This is a genomic window from Bartonella sp. AA56HLJMS, from assembly GCF_042197145.1.
In the GTDB taxonomy this organism is placed as follows: domain Bacteria; phylum Pseudomonadota; class Alphaproteobacteria; order Rhizobiales; family Rhizobiaceae; genus Bartonella.
The window spans coordinates 51,192-70,416 of record NZ_JBHIRL010000007.1 but is presented as its reverse complement, the minus strand read 5'-3'; the positions used below and the strand labels follow the sequence as shown (position 1 = coordinate 70,416).

The window sequence follows — 19,225 nt, the reverse complement described above, 5'->3', positions numbered from 1 at the left end:
TATAAGCTTTCTAGTATTTTTATCGCTGACTAATTACCTTTATGCTAGAAGCTTTTGAGCCGCTGCACGCGCTTCTTCAGTAATCTGTTCTCCAGCCAACATACGGGCAATTTCTTCTGCACGCTCATGTTCTTTCATTTTATGAATCGCAGTAACAAAGCGTCCTTTATCATGACTCTCAATTTTTGAAATAAGAAAATGACCATGCGCTTTCGATGCAACCTGTGGAGCATGCGTAATAGCAAAAACTTGGACATGTTCTGATAAGCGTTGCAACCGATGCCCAATAGCCGCTGCAACAGCCCCCCCAACGCCTGTATCAATTTCATCAAAAATCAGCGTCGGTGCTGATCCTCGATCAGATAAAACAACTTTTAATGCCAGCAAAAAACGAGATAATTCACCGCCAGAAGCCACACTAAGCATCGGCCCAGCACGTGTTCCAGGATTTGTTCGCACCCAATATTCAATACGATCACATCCCTCTGCACTCCGCTTTTCCATATCACTTTGCATTTCAACAATAAATTCAGCCCTCTCTAATTTCAATGCCGGCAACTCAGCCATAACACTTTCCGATAAATGCTTTGCTGTCTCCCGACGCTTTATTGTTAAGGCTTGCGCCAATGTATCATAATTTTTCTTTGCCTGCTCTGCCTCATCTTCAAAACATGTCAATATAGTCTGAGCCTCTTCAAAATCAGCGAGTTCTGCGTCCATTTTATCGCGTAACTGAATCAATTCATCCGCAGAAACTTGATATTTACGAGCAAAACCCCGAAGAGAAAAAAGACGCTCTTCTATCCGTTCCAATTCATCAGGTTCAAAATCTAATGCTCGTATTGCCGTCTCAATACCTTCTTGTGCTGTTGCAAGTGCATGCAATGCCTCATCAATAGATTTCACCACTGGTGCAATAAGTTCTTGCGCCTCAGGAATTTTCCGCTCCAAACGCCTCACCAAATTAGAAAGCACTGGGATTGGTGATTTTTGACCCGTTAAAAGATCATCCGCTTCTTTAATATCTGTCGCTATTTTTTCTAATTTAAGCATATCAGCACGACGAAGAGAAAGAGCTTCCTCTTCACCAACTTTAAAATCAAGCTTTTCAAGCTCTTCTACACACGCACGAAGATAATCAACCTCCCGTACAGCACTCTCTACTTTAAGACGCTGCCGTTGCAAACGCTCCTCAAATTCACGCCATGTGTGATAACACTGACGCAAATTTTCCACTTCATCTTCAAGACCACCAAAGGCATCTAATAATTGGCGATGTGTAGCAACATCAACAAGCGCACGATCATCATGTTGTCCATGGATTTCAACCAGCAAACGGCCAACACTCCGCATCAATGCAACACTAGACACCTGATCATTGATAAAAACACGGCTACGTCCATCACTTGATTGCACACGTCGTAAAATAATATCACCCTCATCATCAAGACCATTCTCACGAATAAGTTGACGTGCAGGATGTGAAACAGACACATCAAAAACAGCTGTGACCTGCCCGCGGTCAGCCCCATGACGCACAAGCGAAGCATCACCCCGCCCCCCTAGAGCAAGTGATAAAGCATCAAGGAGAATAGACTTCCCCGCACCCGTTTCTCCAGTTAAAACCGTCAACCCCGCTGTAAAATGAATATCGAGCGTTTCGATCAAAACAATATTATGAATCGAAAGCTGTACCAACATAGAGAATCAACGTACCCTCTTCTTGTCACCACCTAAAGCATTTGAGATCCAAGAAGATTTATGCTCACGTGGTGATATTTTATTCTTCTGCAAGAGATTATAAGAAAATTTATACCACTCACTTTTGGGATAATTACGTCCTAAAATAGCTGCTGCCGTCTGTGCTTCCGCCGTTAAGCCGAGAGCAAGATTAACCTCAGTCAAGCGGAAAAGTGCTTCTTCAATTTGATTTGTATCAGAATACTCTTCAACCACGGTACGAAACCGTCTACTTGCCGCAAGATAGCGCCGCCCCTCTTCATAATAACGGCCAATCTGCATTTCTTTACCAGCCAGTTGTTCGCGACCAAAACGGATTTTATCCTTAGCATCCTTGACATACTCAGAATTAGGATAACGCTCTATAAGAAGCTGCATAGCAGCAATAGCGCGTTTCGTATCACGTTGATCACGCGTAACATCAGGAATCCGACGGAAAGAAGAAAGACCAATAATATAGTATGCATAAGCCGAGTCAGTCGACCCTGGATAAAGAGTAATATAGCGTTGAGCCATACTAATTGAATCATCATACTTTCCGAGTCGATAATTAGTAAAAGCACCCATGACCAAAGATTTACGTCCCCAGTCTGTATAAGCGTACTGTTTTTCAATCTTCAAAAACTTCTTCGATGCATCCCCAAGCCGCCCACTTTCAAGGCTAGCAAGCGCCTGATTATATAAAACATCTGGTGGCTCTATTTTCAAAACATAAGCAGATGGATCAAGGGTATTTTTCTCTTTAAAGAGGCATCCCGCTAACATACAGGTGCTTCCCAAAAGCACCACCCCCAATATCTTGCGTACAATGTTAGATTTTCTATATGTCATATTTCCAATGCACACATGAGATTTTTTCATAGTTTTTCCGGCCTCCACAGAATATCACCTTGTAGCAAAAACAATTTATCAAAGGTTTTATACCATATCACTTTAAAATCCACATAACCAATTTAGCAGTTTAGGTCAATCATCCCCTTAAAAATCAAATAAACGATAAAAAAGTCTTGCCAAATTTTTTACTTTTTCTCTAAAAAGCTTTTTTCATAATATGATTCGTTTGCCAAAACAGCCTTCACCAATTGCGCATTAATTCTATGCCCACTACAATAAGAACGAAATAATCCAATAAAAGGTGCCCCAAGCAAAGCAGTATCACCAATCGCATCAAGCATCTTGTGCCGAACACATTCATTCTCCCAATAAGGACCATCGGGATTTAAAATTTTATCATTAAGGTCGATAACAAGAGAATTTTCCAAAGAAGCGCCTCTCGCCTTTCCAGAAAGCCTTAATTCTTCCACGTCTTTGATAAAACCAAAAGTGCGCGCACGTGACAAATCATCCCTAAACCCTCGTGTGGTAAGATCAAAACTGAAATGTTGCTTACCAATAGCAGAAGAAGGAAAAGAGATCGTTATATCAAAACGACGTCCATCGAATGGCAAAAGCTCTGCAACACCATGAGCTCCTTCAACTCGCACCGGCTTTTTTATAATGAAATAAGAACGCAACGCATTTTGCTGTACAATACCAACATCTTCAAAAGCTTGGCAATATAGCCACGCTGAACCATCCAAAATAGGAATCTCATTATGTGACACTTCAATAACAAGATTATCCAAATTATAAGCAGCAATTGCCGCCATCAAATGTTCAATTGTTTCAACCCTTACATCTCCATCTCCAAGTACTGTTGATAATTCAGTTTCTCCTGTTTGCGATGCATGGGCTTGAAATATTTTCTCTGTTCCGTCTAATCCACAACGCTTAAAAACAATACCACACCCAACATCCGCTGGACAAACCTTTACCACTGACAAACAGCCACTATGAACGCCAATCCCCTTAAATGTTACTGCTTTTTTAAGAGTAGACTGATATTTTGGTACTAAATTCATCATATCATTTTATTAAATTGCTTGTACATCTTTTAACAAAATTTATAAAACTATAAAAAATATTCATAGTAAATAATAAAAAAAACCGCTTATTGTAAGCGGTTTTTTTAAAACAAAGTATTTTATCCAAAAAACAGTAATATATTTTACTGTATAATTTTGTCTGATCATTAAAGAAATAATAAAATTTCTTACTTTACCTCATTTTTCATCAATTAATTTGCCTGACGACGTAAAAATGCTGGTATTTCCAACTGATCTTCTTCACTTATAAAAGTACGCTGATCTTGTGGTACCTGAGGATGCAGCTCACCAGAACGACGTGGAACATAAACAGAAGCATCTTGAGAAAGCGCCTGAGAGTTTTTATTGTAAACATGAGACTCTTTCTGCTGAGACGATCTAACAGCAGGCTCCAGCCTCGCTTCTGGCTCAGCTTCTTCACGATGTGTCAAGCTCTGTTTCAAACGCTGCCAAAGATTACGAGGACCCTGATCCGTCACAAATGTTCTTTGGCTTTGTCCATGAGCAACAGGAGGAAAATCCTTTAACTCAGGCATACGCATTGGAGCGCGCGCTTGCATTTGTTGCATTTGTTGCATTTGTTTTGGTTGCACTGGCTTTTCTTTTTGCTTCACAAGCCCTGTCATCTCATCAAGAACATGCGCTGTTGCCTCCATACTCACAGGAGCCGTCATCGCCTGTTGAGAACCACGGCTTACTTGCATACGAGGCACATTGGATCTCTGTTCCTGAACAGCATTTGAACCATACGCAATAGCATTCGTGGCACTTCGTGTCGTCATTGCTTCTGCAGGTTGTGCAAAAATTTGACTTTTGGGACGGAACTGTTCTCCGGTTGATTTACCCTTCTCTATTTCAAGTGATTCGATCACTTCTACCATTGACTCAGAACGCAGAGGCGATGATTGAACATGAAAAGAACTGTGTGACGTTCCAGGATCGCTCTTGCGTATTGAAGAAGCAGGCCTTTGAATCTGAGGATGAGAGGACTGAACCACATCACTAACTTCACGATCAATACCGGTGGCAACCACAGAAACACGAATAACACCTTCCAATGACTCATCATCAATAGCGCCAAAGATCACATTCGCATCAGCATCTACTTCTTCACGAATACGATTAGCAGCTTCATCAACCTCAAAGAGAGTCATATCACGACCACCCGTAATAGAAATCAATAAACCACGCGCCCCACGCATAGAGGTATCATCCAACAATGGATTTGCAATAGCAGCTTCAGCCGCAGCCAAAGCACGCCCATCACCAGATGCCTCACCCGTTCCCATCATGGCTCGACCCATTTCGTGCATAACAGAACGAACATCAGCAAAATCAAGGTTAATCAAACCCTCTTTAATCATCAAATCCGTAATGGAAGCAACACCAGAATAAAGCACTTGGTCAGCCATAGCAAAAGCATCAGCAAACGTTGTCTTATCATTTGCAATACGGAAAAGATTTTGATTGGGAATAACAATCAATGTATCGACAGACTTTTGTAATTCTTCAATACCAGCCTCTGCCGTTTTCATACGACGTGCGCCTTCAAACTGAAACGGCTTTGTCACAACACCAACAGTCAAAATACCTTTTTCACGCGCTGCGCGAGCAACAACGGGAGCAGCCCCTGTTCCAGTTCCTCCCCCCATACCAGCAGTAATGAAAACCATATGAGAGTCTGCAAGATGATCAATAATTTCATCAATACATTCCTCCGCCGCCGCTTGTCCAACTTCAGGCAAAGCCCCAGCACCCAAACCTTCTGTCACAGCTGCCCCAAGTTGGATAACACGTTCAGCCTTTGACATAGCCAAAGCCTGTGCATCCGTATTTGCAACAACAAAGTCAACTCCCTGAAGACCAGCATTTATCATATTATTCACGGCATTCCCGCCACCACCTCCAACACCAAAAACGGTAATGCGTGGCTTCAATTCCGCGATATCTGGCCGATGCAGATTAATCGTCATTTTCTTTTCCTTCTCATAAGACACCGCAAGCCAAAGCGATGAAATTTATCCAACTAGACTTAACTAAAAACTCTCACGCAACCACTGACCAACACGCTGAAAATATCCACGCGTGCCCATCGATAAATGATTTCCTGCCGCCTGCATTGTTTTTTCTTCAAAACCCACCAATTGCGGATAAATTAACAACCCAACAGCAGATGTAAACGCCGCCCCTTTTGCAAGAGAAGGAAGCCTCGAAATACCTAAAGGCCGCCCGATACGAACATTTCTTCCTAATATAGTACGTGCCATTTCTGGCAATCCTGTTAACTGGCTTGCTCCCCCAGTCAAAATAACACGTTTACCAATGATGTGACCAAAACCAGAACGATTTAAACAATCACGGACCATTTCTAAAATTTCTTCAACACGCGCACGAATGATACGCCCAAGAACCGCGCGAGGATATTGAGTTTCACGCTGTTCACTCCCAATTTCTGCTACATTAATCATTTGCCGCTCATCAGCACTTGTTAAAAGTGCTGAACCATAAACAACTTTTAAACGTTCCGCCTCTGTTAAAGACATAGAAAATCCGCGCGCAACATCAAGAGTGACATGATGCCCCCCAACAGCAAGAGCATCTGCATGAATAAATTTCCCCTCAAAAAACACTGAAAATGTTGTTGTTCCACCACCAAAATCAATACATGCAGCCCCTAAACGCGCCTCATCATTCATCAAGACAGCAAGACCACTTGCAAAGGGAGTAGCAACCATTGCTTCAACACTCAAATGTGCACGATTAATACAAGTTTCCAAATTACGCAAAGAGGCTGTTTCTGCTGTTACCACATGCACGTCGACACCAAATGTTTCCCCTGCCATGCCAATAGGATCAAAAATTCCTTTATCTCCATCCAATACATACGAAACTGGAACTGAGTGCATAACATGACGTTCAGCATTAAAGGCTTTACGCGAAACATCTGAAAAGGCCATACGCATATCACGCTTGGTGACTTCACGACCATTCAAATGAACCTTTCCATTAATCAAAGCACTTTGTAATCGACTTGAGGAAAAATTCACAATCACTGAATCCACCACCAAACCCGCCATTTTTTCTGCCGCATCAACAGCCAATCTTATGGATTGTTCTGCTGCAAACATATCCATGACAACACCGGATTTAATACCACGTGAACGCTGCACTCCAAAGCCTAGAATTTCCGTAGAATGTGTACGACCATGTAAATAGTGTGCATGCTTCAAAGGACGCAAACAAGCAATAAGACAAACAATCTTACTTGAACCGACATCAAGTACCGTTAAAAAACGTGTTTTACGCCCCTTCAAATGATGTGATCTGAGTAGCATCATAGGCTTCCTGCCTTTCGCGCTTTTAAAATACGTTCTTCTTCTGCTACAGTAGCATGATAACGCTCCAACGTTTCATCTGATAAAGAAATAGTAATTCGATCAGCAAGACGTAAATCAACACTGAGAATATCGCGAGATAAAAGATCTTGCATTGTACCGGACGAAGAAAGAGAAGAAAGCCTTTCAAGAGCACCATTTTCAGGCAACATAACGCGCATTCCATTATTCAAAACAAGATCCCAACGTCGATCACCTACCCGCACAAAAGCACGAATACGATCATATACTTCCGGATAGACTGACAGCGCTTGAATAAACACTTTAGCAGCATTTTGTGCACCCTGCCCAACCACAAGAGGTAAATCCCGAACAATTTCTCCTTTAAAAGGCACAATGACACGACCTGTATTATCAACAATATCCATTATGCCATCATGTTGCCAAATGGCATAGGGTTCACGCTCCACGATGGAAATGCGCATTCTATTGGGATAAATTTTCTGAACATTAGCCGATTGCACCCAAGCCTGTTTTTCCAACAGAGAACGCGCTCTTTCAACATCAAAAGTGAATATAGAAGGCGCAACATCAAGTTTTAAAATTTTAAAAATATCCTGCTTTGCCAAGCGCTTATTACCGCTTATATCGACATGAGTGACCACAAAACTACTATCCAATATGATCGTATTTACGATCACAGCCATCTGACCACTTGATGAAAGTCCATAAAAAGCCGTAACAAAGAAAAACCACACAACAGCAAAAGAGCCAAAATGGCGTGGAATATGAATATTGACAAAAACAAACTCAAACATAAACCGAAGAAAACGACGATAAAGACGTGGCAAAGCCGGCACTGAAAGCACCTCCATCGGAACATTTGTTTTATTAACATTCAACGCATACATGATGCGTCCTCCACCATCCATTGAACAATATCGCCGTAAGTACGGCCGCTCGCTTTTGCAATATCAGGAAGAAGAGACGTCGAGGTCATACCGGGTTGCGTATTAATTTCAAGCCAAACCAATTCTCCCGTTTTTTCATCAAAACGAAAATCAGAACGGCTAACACCTCGACACCCTATCGCCTGATGGGCTGCTAAAGACATTCTTTGCACACTTTGGTAAATATTTAGTGAAAGTTGTGCAGGACAAATGTGAAGAGAACCACCCGTTTTATATTTTGAGTCATAATCGTAGAATGGAAAGTGTTTATCGGGAAGAATTTCACACACATCCAGCACTTCGTTCCCCAAAACAGCACAAGTCAATTCACGACCAGGAATATATTTTTCAATCATCACCTCATCGGCATACCCCCACTCAGCTCCCCCAATATTATGTGGCGGTGCAGCTTCATTTCCTTGAACAATGACAACACCAAAACTTGATCCTTCACACACAGGTTTAATTACATAAGGAGGCTCCATGGGATGCTTTTGACCCAAAGCAAAGCGGCTCATGATACGAGAAGGAGCAACACAAACCCCAACATTTGCAACGATAATTTTTGCACGTCCCTTATCCATTGCCAAAGCAGATGCCATCACGCCAGAATGAGTATAAGGAATTTTTAAATATTCAAGAATCCCCTGAATCCGACCATCTTCACCAAATGGACCATGCAATGCATTGAAGGCAATATCGGGCTGCAACTGTTCAAGAACAGAAGCAATATGAGCATCAACATCCACGCGGCTCACGCGATACCCCTGCACCTCTAAAACATCAGCACACGCCGCCCCTGAAGATAAACTTATAGACCGTTCAGAAGAAAAACCTCCCATTAACACAGCTATATGTTTATCTTTCATAATAAATCACCCTCTTTCGCATACTATATGTAGTCTATATAGAATACATCAGCACTACATACAGGAAAAACAAAGTTTATCCTTGCGAATCAATAACCTAGCATTTTGCATAATGAATCAGACTCAAAAGCCTGATGCAAGAGATTCTTTGTTAATTTATTGATTCTTAATAGAAATTTTTTATTATCTCTTTGAAATGACTCAATTTTTTATTTTCACTTTTTAGTGAACAATAAATCAATGAAATGGATCAAAAGGAGAAACACTTCGACCACGCTCAAATTGACCAATACGCTCTATTTCCCATTGTAAAAGGTGGGCTGAATTTGCAAAAACACGCGCACGCACTGTTTCTCCCAATGCTTCAAGATCATATCCTGTTGCTTGCCCTGTATTAATCATAAAATTACAGTGCATTTCACTCATTTGAGCGCCACCAATCTGTAAACCACGACACCCTGCTTCATCAATCACGCGCCACGCGGATGTATTCTCAGGATTTTTGAAAGTTGATCCCCCTGTTTTTTCGCGAATAGGTTGCACTGTTTCTCTGTGGAGGGCAACTTCATCCATAGCAGCACGAATATCATCTTTATTGCCGACTTTTCCTTCTAATAAAGCAGCCGTAAAAATAAAATCTTTAGGAATATCACAATGGCGATAGGAATAATGCATATCTTTCACACTCAAGATATGACGTTGCCCTTTACGATCCAGCGCATAGACCTCGACAACACGCGCTGCGGTTTCAACACCATTCGCACCCGCGTTCATTTTGAGAGCTCCTCCAAGACCTCCAGGAATACCATGATAAAAATGAAAACCTGCAATCTCAGCTTCTAAAGCGGCAGCAGCTAAATGTTTATCCGCCGTACCAGCACCAACTAAAAAGCCTTTTGGAGAAACTTGCTTCACTTGCCCAAATTTTTTTGGCGAAAGACGAATCACAACACCAGGAACCCCCCCATCACGTACCAGAAGATTAGAACCAATACCGACAATTGTTACAGGAACAAATTCAGGCAAATTTTGAAGAAAGAGAGCCAAATCTTCTTCATCAACAGGCTGATAAAAAAGCTCTGCCAACCCGCCCGTGCGAAACCACGTTACCTTACGCATCTCAACATTAGGTGTAAGCTTTCCTCTCACGCCACCCAACAGTGGTTGCAATTGCGCCAATAGCGCCTCACCATCAATGTGCTGAAAATTTATCATGACCATCCAATACCGCTAACTGATGAGGCAAAGCACAAGCCCATTGTGTGATATTGCCAGCACCAAGAAAAACAACATAATCCTCTGCCTGAGAAAATTTTGAGACAAGAGACACAACATCTTCCAAACCATGTATCAAGCGCACATCACGATGACCCGCCATTTTAATATGCTCTACCAATTCTTGAGAACCAAATCCTACAATAGGCTCTTCACCAGCCGCATAAACGGGCGTAATCAACACTGTATCTGCATCATTAAAACAAGCAGCAAAATCATCAAATAAATGATACAAACGGGAATACCGATGGGGTTGTGCAATCGCAATAACACGCCCTTTTGCACTCTCACGTGCAGCACGCAAAACAGCCTTTATTTCAACAGGATGATGTCCATAATCATCAAATATTTCAATGCCACGCCAACTTCCTGTTCGCGTAAAACGCCGTTTTACTCCGCCAAATTCTGCTAAGCCCCTTTTTATAGCTTCATTTGAAATGCCAAGTTCATGCGCAATAGCAATCGCCGCCGTTGCATTGGCAACATTATGCTGCCCTGCCATGGGCAAAAGCAAATTTTTCAACTCAATCTTTCTTCCTGTTTTGCGTGAGCGAACAAGAACATCAAAATGCGTTTTTTGACCATCCATCGAAAGATTAAGAAAACGAACATCCGCTTGTGGATTTGCACCATAAGTGATCACCCAACGATCATCAATACGGCCCGCCAATGACTGAACCTCTGGATGATCAAGACACAAAACAGCAAAACCATAAAAAGGAACATTTTCTACGAATTGCCGAAAAGCCTCACGCACAGCATCAAAATTTCCATAATGATCCAAATGCTCAGCGTCAATATTAGTAATAACAGCAATATCAGCAGGCAGCTTTAAAAATGTACCATCACTTTCATCAGCTTCAACAATCATCCAATCGCCATCTCCCGTACGAGAATTCGTACCATAAGCATTAATAATACCGCCATTAATCACCACTGGATCAAAATGACCAGCATCAAGAAGGGCTGCGACCATTGATGTGGTTGTTGTTTTACCATGTGTACCACCCACCGCAATTGCACGCCGAAACCGCATCAGCTCCGCCAGCATTTCTGCACGTCTGACAAGCGGCAAATGTCTTTCCTTTGCAGCAATATACTCAGGATTTGTTTTTTTAACGGCAGTAGAAAAAACAACAACCTCTGCATTCCCTAAGTTTTCAGCACAATGACCTATATGAACGTTAATTCCTTTTTTCCGCAAACGTTCAACATTTGCACTTTCAACTTGATCTGACCCTTGAACTTTATAGCCAAGATTATAAAAAACCTCCGCAATTCCACTCATACCGATCCCCCCGATTCCGATAAAATGGATAACGCCTATATCAAGTGGCATTTTCATTAAAAAGCTCCTCTTTTATATCTGACAACAATCGCCCTGCAATTAAGGATTCAGCCATATCAGCAAGGCGACGGGTTGCATGAGGTTGTCCAACTTTTTTTGCAGCAAGCGCTTGTTTTTCCAACAAATGGGGCGCACAACAAGCGTGCATTAAAAGAGAAGAAAGCTTTTGTGCATTTAAATCTTTTTCTGATATAATTTGCGCTCCCCCCACACGAGCAAGCAAAGCTGCATTGGCAGCCTGATCATGATCTAAAGCATGGGGATAGGGAACAAGCAAAGCAGGTCTACCAATCACCGCTATCTCACAAACGGACGAAGCCCCAGCGCGCGACAAAATAAAATGAGCATGTGCCATACGTTCAGCCATATCATCAAAGAAAGGAGCAACTTCTGCTTGTACCCCCATATCACGATAGATTTTGATCAACCTTCCTGCTTCACCGCGGACTTGCTGTACAATTCGTAAACGTTTACGGTTCTTATCATCAAATAAAGCAATAGCTTCTGGAACAATATGTGAAAAAGCAGAAGCCCCTTGGCTACCTCCAAAAATCAAAAAATTAAATGGCTTTTCCTCCTCTGAAGAATGATAAGGAATTTTGGCCGCCTTCAACACAGCCTCACGGACAGGATTCCCCGTCAAAAGTATTTTATGAGCATAAGTGCCATTTGGCGACAACAAGCCACCAGCGATTGCACGCACAAAAATTGCCAACACCCGATTGGCACGCCCCATAACAGCATTTTGTTCATGAATAAATGTCACACGCCTCGTTAAAGCCGCAATAAAAAGAGGAGGAAAGCTCGGATACCCCCCAAATCCTCCAACAAGAACAGGACGTAATTTATAAAACAACGCCAACGATTGCCCCATACCCCTTAGCAAAGACCAAAACGTCTTTATCAGAGCAAAAGGATGGCGTCGTGTAAATGTTGCCGATGAAACGATATGAATATGCTCTTCATCAAAACACCGAACAAAAGGGCGTGCTCTTTCATCTGTTATTAAATGAATATCATATCCACGCTGCCTTAATTCAACAGAAAGGGCTTCAGCAGGAAAAAGATGTCCACCTGTACCACCAGCCACCAAAACAATAACTTTTTTATCATTCATAAGGAGTATCCAAGACAGAAGAGGAAGAAAAAGCTGAAAGGCGCGCTTCTGGCCAACGACGTGTTAAACTAAGCAAAATGCCCATTGAAAACGCAATCGCCACCATCGAAGAACCACCATAAGAAATAAAAGGCAATGTCATGCCTTTTGGAGGAATTAAGTGAAGATTAACGGCCATATTAATAGCTGATTGAAAGCCAATCATCATTGCTATGCCAGTAATACCAAGACGTATAAAGGAATCACGTGTATTCATGGCTATATACAATGAACGCATAACGATAAAGCCAAACAGCATCATAATTAATAAACAAAGAATAATACCATATTCTTCAGCAGCAACGGAAAATACAAAATCTGTATGGCTATCAGGAATGATACGTTTTACTGTGCCCTCCCCAGGACCTTGCCCAAACCAACCACCATTTAAAATAGCCTCACGTCCTACATCCACTTGAAACGTATCCCCTTCACCTGTCAAAAAACCATTGATCCGCTCGCGCACATGATGCAGAAAAAAATAAGCTAAAATAATTCCTACAACGCCTAAAATGAGAAAGAGAAAAATAACAGTAAGAGGGACACCAGCAATAAAAAACAGCCCCCCCCATGTTGCACTTATTAAAACTGTTTGTCCAATATCAGGCTGCAAAACCAGAAGCACACAACAAATGGCATAAAGTAGAATCGCTAACGTATAACCCAGAATGCCCCTCTTGCGTATCTGTTCCGAAAAAAGCCAAGCGGACATAACCACAAAAGCTGGCTTCATAAACTCTGAAGCCTGTACAGAAAAACTAAATAGTAGAATCCACCTCCGTGCTCCCTTTAATTCTGGACCCCAAAATAAGGTTGCAACCATAAGAGCAAGCGTTACAATGAGCAAAAGAGCACATAAACGACGAATATTAGAAAGCGAAAAAAAGGAAATGGTAACCATCGTAAAAAATGCTGAAATGCTAAAAATGATATGCCACCGAACAAAATAAAAACTATCAGCAATTCCGATTTTTTTTGCAATAATAGGGCTGGCAGCAAAAGACAGCATAATGCCAATTCCCATTAAAATTAAACAAGCTGCAAAGATAGAGCGATCAATCGTCCACCACCAATTAGCAATTGGATCTCTATCTGCACGCGTCACCATGATATCCACCTTATCCATTTTATAAATTATCTCAAAGTGATATGGTTCCCCAGCCTGTTTAACAAACACTTTAAAAACTAAATTACATAAAAAAAGATTCTGGAGTCTTAACGCAAAAATATTTTTTTATAACTGATGCTTTTTTATTGTAACTGCATCACAAAAGAGACAAATGCTTCGCCTCGCATTTCATAATTTTTAAATTGGTCATAACTTGCACAAGCAGGTGACAAAAGAACCGTCACCTCTTTTTCCTTACAACCCATTGCGTCAACAGCTGCTTCACGCACCGCATTTTTCAAAGTTAAGCTCATAGAAAAGGGAAAAGCAGATCCAATAGTGCGAGCAAATTCTTCCGCCGCGCTCCCAATCAAATAAGCTTTACGAATTTTAGGAAAAAATTCTCTAAGAGACTCTATCCCTCCCTTTTTTGCCTGTCCTCCAACAATCCAAAAAATATCATTAAAGGTGGAAAGCGCAGGAGCTGTTGCATCTGCATTAGTAGCCTTGCTGTCATTGATAAACAAAACCGCCCCCATTTTACGCACCTGCTGCATACGATGATCCAACCCTTTATAACTTGCCAAATGCTTGTTCACAGAAGGATCGGTTATTTTTAAAGCCTGCAACGTTGCCAGTGCCATAAGAGCGTTTTGCGCATTATGACTTCCGCGCAAAGCATCTATAGACGCGAGATCTGCAAGCATATGGCGCTGTCCTTGACGAACAGAAAAGAGCTTTGTCCCATCTGCATAAAAACCATTTTCAACAAAATGATCCTTGGAAACTGCCTCAATTTGCTTCCCATCATGAAGTAACTGTTGATATAAAACCCGACAAGCTGCATCATCAACTGAAATGAAAGCCTGAGAAGCCTGAGCAATCAGATGCCTTTTGGTTTGCACATAACAGGCAAAACTCCCATGTCGATCAATATGATCAGATGTTAAATTCAATAAAAGTCCAATGGTCGGCTGAAGAGAGGGAGTAAGATCAATTTGAAATGATGAACATTCAATCACATAGATACGTTTTTTAACAAATGGCTTAAGCGTCAATATTGCTTTTCCGATATTTCCCCCCATCTGCACATCATAGCCCATTTTTTCCAACAAATGCGCAAGTAAAGCCGTTGTGGTTGACTTGCCATTCGTCCCCGTAATCGCAATGAAAGGAACATCTTGGTCACACAAACCATAATGTTGTAAAAAATGCTGGCGCGCACGAACAAATAATTCAATATCACCGATAATTTCTATATTTTTTTTTCGTGCTTTTTCAACAATCCAATGGGGCTGAGGATAACTTAAAGGAACTCCAGGAGCTACAATCAATGCAACAAATTCTGACCAATCTTCATAACGGAGATCTCGTGTTGGAATATTGTGCCGAAAAGCCATTTGCACGCTTGAAGAACTATCATCCCACGCCACCACTTCTGCGCCACCGCACATCAATGCTTGTGCCGTTGCTAGTCCAGACTGTCCCAATCCAAACAGAGCAACTTTTTGACCTTTATAACACGTAACAGAAATCACATTCTCACCGCAATTTAAGTGTTGAAAGACCTATGAGAGCGAGAACAATCGAAATAATCCAAAAGCGTATCACGACTTGGCTTTCAGTCCAGCCTTTTTTCTCAAAATGATGATGTATCGGTGCCATAAGAAACACGCGTTTTCTTGTTAATTTGAAATAACCAACCTGAATAACGACCGAAAAAGCTTCCACAACAAAAAGCCCACCAATAAGAACCAAAACAATTTCGTGTTTCGTAGCAACCGCAACAGTCCCTAAGAGTCCTCCAAGAGCCAATGAACCAGTATCTCCCATAAAAATAGCTGCAGGTGGTGCATTAAACCATAAAAAACCAAGCCCTGCCCCAACAACAGCTCCCAATAAAACAGCCAATTCACCTGTTCCCGATACATAATGGATTTGGAGATAATCAGCAAAATTCATATTACCAGAAAGATAAGCAATCAGAGCAAAAGATAAAGCTGCAACCATCACAGGAACAATAGCAAGCCCATCGAGTCCATCCGTTAAATTAACCGCATTACCCGTCGCAACAATGACGAAAGCAGAAAAAGGAATAAAAAACCAGCCCAAATTGATAAGATAATCTTTTAAAAAAGGCAAAGCTAATCCAGATGAGCCAATTTTCAAGATGGCAAAAGCCGCAATTGCCGCAACAAAAAACTCCAAGCTTAATCGTGCTTTCCCAGAAAATCCTTTGTCTGTTTGTTTTGTGACCTTAAGATAATCGTCATAAAATCCAATTCCCCCAAAAGAAAGCATAACCAATAGCGATACCCAAAAGTAAATATTCGATAAATTACCCCATAAAAATGCCGATACCACAATGCCGATTAAAATCATCAATCCACCCATTGTAGGTGTTCCAGCCTTTTTAAAATGTGTTTGAGGACCATCAGCACGAATCGGTTGCCCCTTACCCTGCCGCAATTTAAGAGAAGCAATGATGCTAGGTCCAAACAAAAAGACGATAAGCCCCGAAGTAAGCATAGCCGCTATCGTGCGAAAAGTAATATAACGAAATACATTCACACCTGGAAGCCAATCACTAAACGAAGAAAAAAATAGCATCATGGAATAAAAAAACCTCTTAAAACTATGAAGAAACCGCTTTATAGCGATCAAGCAATGCAGTCACAATATTTGATGAACAAAGGCTATTGGATGATTTAACCATAAGCAGATCCCCAGAAGAAATTTCTGCTAAAAGAAGCGATAAAATTTTCTCAATATTTTCAGCATAATGAACCTTAACACCAGCAGACAAATCACTGACTAAATATTTCATCGCCTCACCAAATAGAAAAACCGGATTAGCACCAGAAAGACGTATTGGTTTTATTAAATCACGATGAAGCTTTTCACTATACTCCCCTAACTCTAGCATATCTCCTAAAATAGCAATTCGCCGCCCCCCTTTCCCTACAGGTCCTGTAGCAAGAAGCTCAAGTGCAGCACGCATAGAAGCAGGATTTGCATTATAGCTTTCATCAATGAGATAAAATTCACTCCCATTTGATAAAGACAGTCGATAACGAACACCTCGCCCCTTTTGAGAAGAAAAATGGCGAAAAGAAAGAAAAACAGGCTCTAGCTCAACCCCCATAGCATCACAAGCAGCAATAACCCCTAAACTATTTTGCACAATATGGCGCCCAGGAGCACCAATTTGGACCTCCCTATCCCGCCCCCTCATACGCACAATCATAGAAGAACTATCGGTTAGAAGACGTATATCATGCGCTTGATAATCAGCATCTTTAGTCTCACCAAAGCTTAAGATCTTTTTTACACCGCATTTCTTTGCTTTTTGAACGAGATAAGAAAAAAAATCACTATCCGCATTTAAAATGGCAATGCCTTCTTCATCCAATCCTTCAAAAATTTCAGCTTTTGCCTTTGCTATTTCTTGAAGATCTTTGAAAAATCCCATATGTCCTGCACAAATATGCGTAATGAGAGCAATATGCGGACAAACCAGTTTGACCAGAGGGCGAATTTCATCTCTATGATTCATGCCAATTTCAAAGATACCATAATCACTCTCCATAGGCATCCGCGCTAAAGTGAGTGGAACCCCCCAGCAATTGTTTAAAGAAGCGAGATTCGCATGAACATTCCCAGCCGTTGCAAGTGCTTGTTTCAAAGCTTCTTTTGTCGTCGTTTTTCCCACCGATCCTGTTATCGCGATAATCTTAGCTCTTGAACGTTTGCGTGCAGCTTGTGCAAGTTGTTCTAAGGCTTGCAAAACATCAGGAACGACAATGAGTGGAGCCAATATCTTTTTCATATCCCTCAAACGGTGTTCCGCAACGATAAGAACGCCTGCACCTCGTTCATAAGCCTGCGCAGCAAAATCATGACCATCAAGATGGTGCCCTTTAATGCAGAAAAAAACCTCCCCTTCCGCAAGAGTACGACTATCAATGGAAACCCCAGAAAAAGTTTCTGGCATGCTTCCCATTACAACACCATTAATTGCAGCAACAAGTGCTTGCTTATCCCATAAAGCTGTCATTTCTTTCGGTCCTCTAAAGCTTCTATCGCTTTCAGACGATCTGAAAAAGGATAAGTTGTCTGCCCTATAATTTGGCCATCCTCATGACCTTTTCCAGCAATGATTAATGTGTCACCAACTTTCAAAAGCTCCACCGCGTAAGAAATAGCCTCACCACGATCTGCTATCTCTATTGCTGTTGGCACCGCCTGTAAAATATCCTTGCGTATTTTTTCTGGCATTTCTGTGCGAGGATTATCATCCGTTACAATAACAATGTCCGCTTTATCCGCCGCAATTTTTCCCATCAAAGGTCTTTTTCCTTGATCACGATCTCCTCCACAACCAAAAACAACGATCAAGCGCCCTTGCGTAAAGGGACGAACAGAAAGCAAAACCTGCTCCAAAGCTTCTGGTTTATGGGCATAATCAATGTAAACAAGCGCATTATTTTCTGTCTTTCCCACAAACTCTAACCGCCCAGGTGCCCCCTGCAAAGTTTCAAGCGCAGAAAAAACCTTACGAGGTGAAACGCCCGTTGCAATTGCTAACCCCGCTGCCATAAGCGCATTGGCGACCTGAAAATCTCCAGCTAAAGGCAAATCAAATGTATAAATATTGTTTTCCACACGACACTCAATACACTGTTTTGAGCGTTGATGTTCGACACGATTAATCGTGATAAATTGCCCCTTACGACCAATTGTCAAGACACGGCGGCGCGCTTGTGTAACAACATCAATAACCTTTTGTGAATAAACATCATCAGCAAAAATCAAAGCAGGAGCAGATACAGGCAAAAGTGTATCAAACAACCTCATTTTAGCCCGCAAATAATCCTCTACCCCCGTGTGATAATCCATGTGATCTCGCCCTAAATTGGTAAAGGCACCAGCCGTTAAACGGACTCCATCAAGTCGTCCTTGGTCAAGCCCATGCGAAGAAGCTTCAAGAGCTGCATGAGTCACACCTTCATAAGAAATTTCATAAAGAAGACGGTGCAAGACGACCGGATCAGGTGTTGTGAGAGAACCATAAACATTCCGTTTAGGAGAAACAACACCAACAGTTCCTATACTCGCAGCACAAAATCCAGCATAAGTCCAAATTTGCCGAAGAAAAGAGACAACAGATGTTTTACCACTTGTACCAGTCACAGCAACGACTGTTTCAGGCTGAGAACCGTAAAAACGTGCAGCTGCCAACGCTAAACTATGACGAACATTAGAAACACGTAAAATGGGAACAGATAAATCCTCAAGAACAGCATGACAGTCTGTAACGATTGCTCGTGCGCCACGCTTTATTGCATCATCTATATAGCGTCTTCCATCACTTTTTTTCCCTTGAACAGCGACAAAAACATAGCCCGGCAAAACTTGCCGAGAATCCACACTTATTCCTGTTATTTCTATTGAAGAAAGACTTTCATCTTCAACACATTCTGTAAAAACTGTTCCCAACAACATGATAACGCACCTTT

At 41.6% G+C, this 19,225-nt stretch carries 15 protein-coding genes; all 15 read right to left on the bottom strand.

Going from position 1 to position 19,225, the window contains the following annotated elements; genetic code table 11:
• Positions 1 to 39: 39 nt before the first annotated feature.
• Entirely contained in the window at positions 40 to 1,701 is a 1,662-nt protein-coding gene (gene recN / locus ACFINI_RS05195) for a DNA repair protein RecN (RefSeq protein WP_375629951.1), read from the bottom strand.
• A 6-nt stretch (positions 1,702 to 1,707) separates the two neighbouring features.
• Entirely contained in the window at positions 1,708 to 2,601 is an 894-nt protein-coding gene (locus ACFINI_RS05190) for an outer membrane protein assembly factor BamD (protein ID WP_375612003.1), read from the bottom strand.
• A 158-nt stretch (positions 2,602 to 2,759) separates the two neighbouring features.
• Positions 2,760 to 3,644 (bottom strand): UDP-3-O-acyl-N-acetylglucosamine deacetylase, encoded by an 885-nt coding sequence (gene lpxC / locus ACFINI_RS05185; RefSeq protein WP_375646518.1) that lies wholly within the window; start codon positions 3,642 to 3,644, stop codon positions 2,760 to 2,762.
• Between the two features lie 212 nt (positions 3,645 to 3,856).
• On the bottom strand, positions 3,857 to 5,638 hold the full coding sequence (ftsZ, locus tag ACFINI_RS05180) for a cell division protein FtsZ (protein WP_375646514.1): 1,782 nt from the start codon (positions 5,636 to 5,638) through the stop codon (positions 3,857 to 3,859).
• Between the two features lie 63 nt (positions 5,639 to 5,701).
• The gene (gene ftsA / locus ACFINI_RS05175; protein ID WP_375646510.1) at positions 5,702 to 7,003 is read right to left on the bottom strand and encodes a cell division protein FtsA; all 1,302 of its coding nucleotides are present in this window, start codon (positions 7,001 to 7,003) and stop codon (positions 5,702 to 5,704) included.
• The gene (locus ACFINI_RS05170; RefSeq protein ID WP_375646507.1) at positions 7,000 to 7,911 is read right to left on the bottom strand and encodes a cell division protein FtsQ/DivIB; all 912 of its coding nucleotides are present in this window, start codon (positions 7,909 to 7,911) and stop codon (positions 7,000 to 7,002) included. The genes ftsA and ACFINI_RS05170 overlap by 4 nt, the downstream gene beginning before the upstream one ends.
• A complete protein-coding gene (locus tag ACFINI_RS05165) occupies positions 7,899 to 8,819 on the bottom strand; it encodes a D-alanine--D-alanine ligase (protein ID WP_375646503.1) in 921 nt (306 codons plus the stop codon). Before ACFINI_RS05165 ends, ACFINI_RS05170 begins: the two co-directional genes overlap by 13 nt.
• A gap of 237 nt (positions 8,820 to 9,056) precedes the next feature.
• Positions 9,057 to 10,034 carry a UDP-N-acetylmuramate dehydrogenase gene (murB, locus tag ACFINI_RS05160; protein ID WP_375646499.1) on the bottom strand — a complete coding sequence of 326 codons (978 nt, stop codon included), beginning with the start codon at positions 10,032 to 10,034 and terminating at the stop codon, positions 9,057 to 9,059.
• On the bottom strand, positions 10,012 to 11,439 hold the full coding sequence (murC, locus tag ACFINI_RS05155) for a UDP-N-acetylmuramate--L-alanine ligase (RefSeq protein WP_375646495.1): 1,428 nt from the start codon (positions 11,437 to 11,439) through the stop codon (positions 10,012 to 10,014). Before murC ends, murB begins: the two co-directional genes overlap by 23 nt.
• Positions 11,423 to 12,559 carry an undecaprenyldiphospho-muramoylpentapeptide beta-N-acetylglucosaminyltransferase gene (gene murG, locus ACFINI_RS05150; protein ID WP_375646491.1) on the bottom strand — a complete coding sequence of 379 codons (1,137 nt, stop codon included), beginning with the start codon at positions 12,557 to 12,559 and terminating at the stop codon, positions 11,423 to 11,425. Before murG ends, murC begins: the two co-directional genes overlap by 17 nt.
• A complete protein-coding gene (locus ACFINI_RS05145; protein WP_375646488.1) occupies positions 12,552 to 13,706 on the bottom strand; it encodes an FtsW/RodA/SpoVE family cell cycle protein in 1,155 nt (384 codons plus the stop codon). Before ACFINI_RS05145 ends, murG begins: the two co-directional genes overlap by 8 nt.
• Positions 13,707 to 13,849: 143 nt before the next feature.
• Positions 13,850 to 15,244, bottom strand: coding sequence for a UDP-N-acetylmuramoyl-L-alanine--D-glutamate ligase (gene murD / locus ACFINI_RS05140; RefSeq protein WP_375646485.1), 1,395 nt, complete (start codon positions 15,242 to 15,244; stop codon positions 13,850 to 13,852).
• Positions 15,245 to 15,248: 4 nt separating this feature from the next.
• The gene (gene mraY / locus ACFINI_RS05135; RefSeq protein WP_375611992.1) at positions 15,249 to 16,319 is read right to left on the bottom strand and encodes a phospho-N-acetylmuramoyl-pentapeptide-transferase; all 1,071 of its coding nucleotides are present in this window, start codon (positions 16,317 to 16,319) and stop codon (positions 15,249 to 15,251) included.
• A 22-nt stretch (positions 16,320 to 16,341) separates the two neighbouring features.
• Positions 16,342 to 17,763, bottom strand: a complete 1,422-nt coding sequence (gene murF / locus ACFINI_RS05130; protein WP_375646481.1) for a UDP-N-acetylmuramoyl-tripeptide--D-alanyl-D-alanine ligase — start codon at positions 17,761 to 17,763, stop codon at positions 16,342 to 16,344.
• Entirely contained in the window at positions 17,760 to 19,211 is a 1,452-nt protein-coding gene (locus tag ACFINI_RS05125; RefSeq protein ID WP_375646475.1) for a UDP-N-acetylmuramoyl-L-alanyl-D-glutamate--2,6-diaminopimelate ligase, read from the bottom strand. Before ACFINI_RS05125 ends, murF begins: the two co-directional genes overlap by 4 nt.
• Between the last annotated feature and the right edge of the window lie 14 nt (positions 19,212 to 19,225).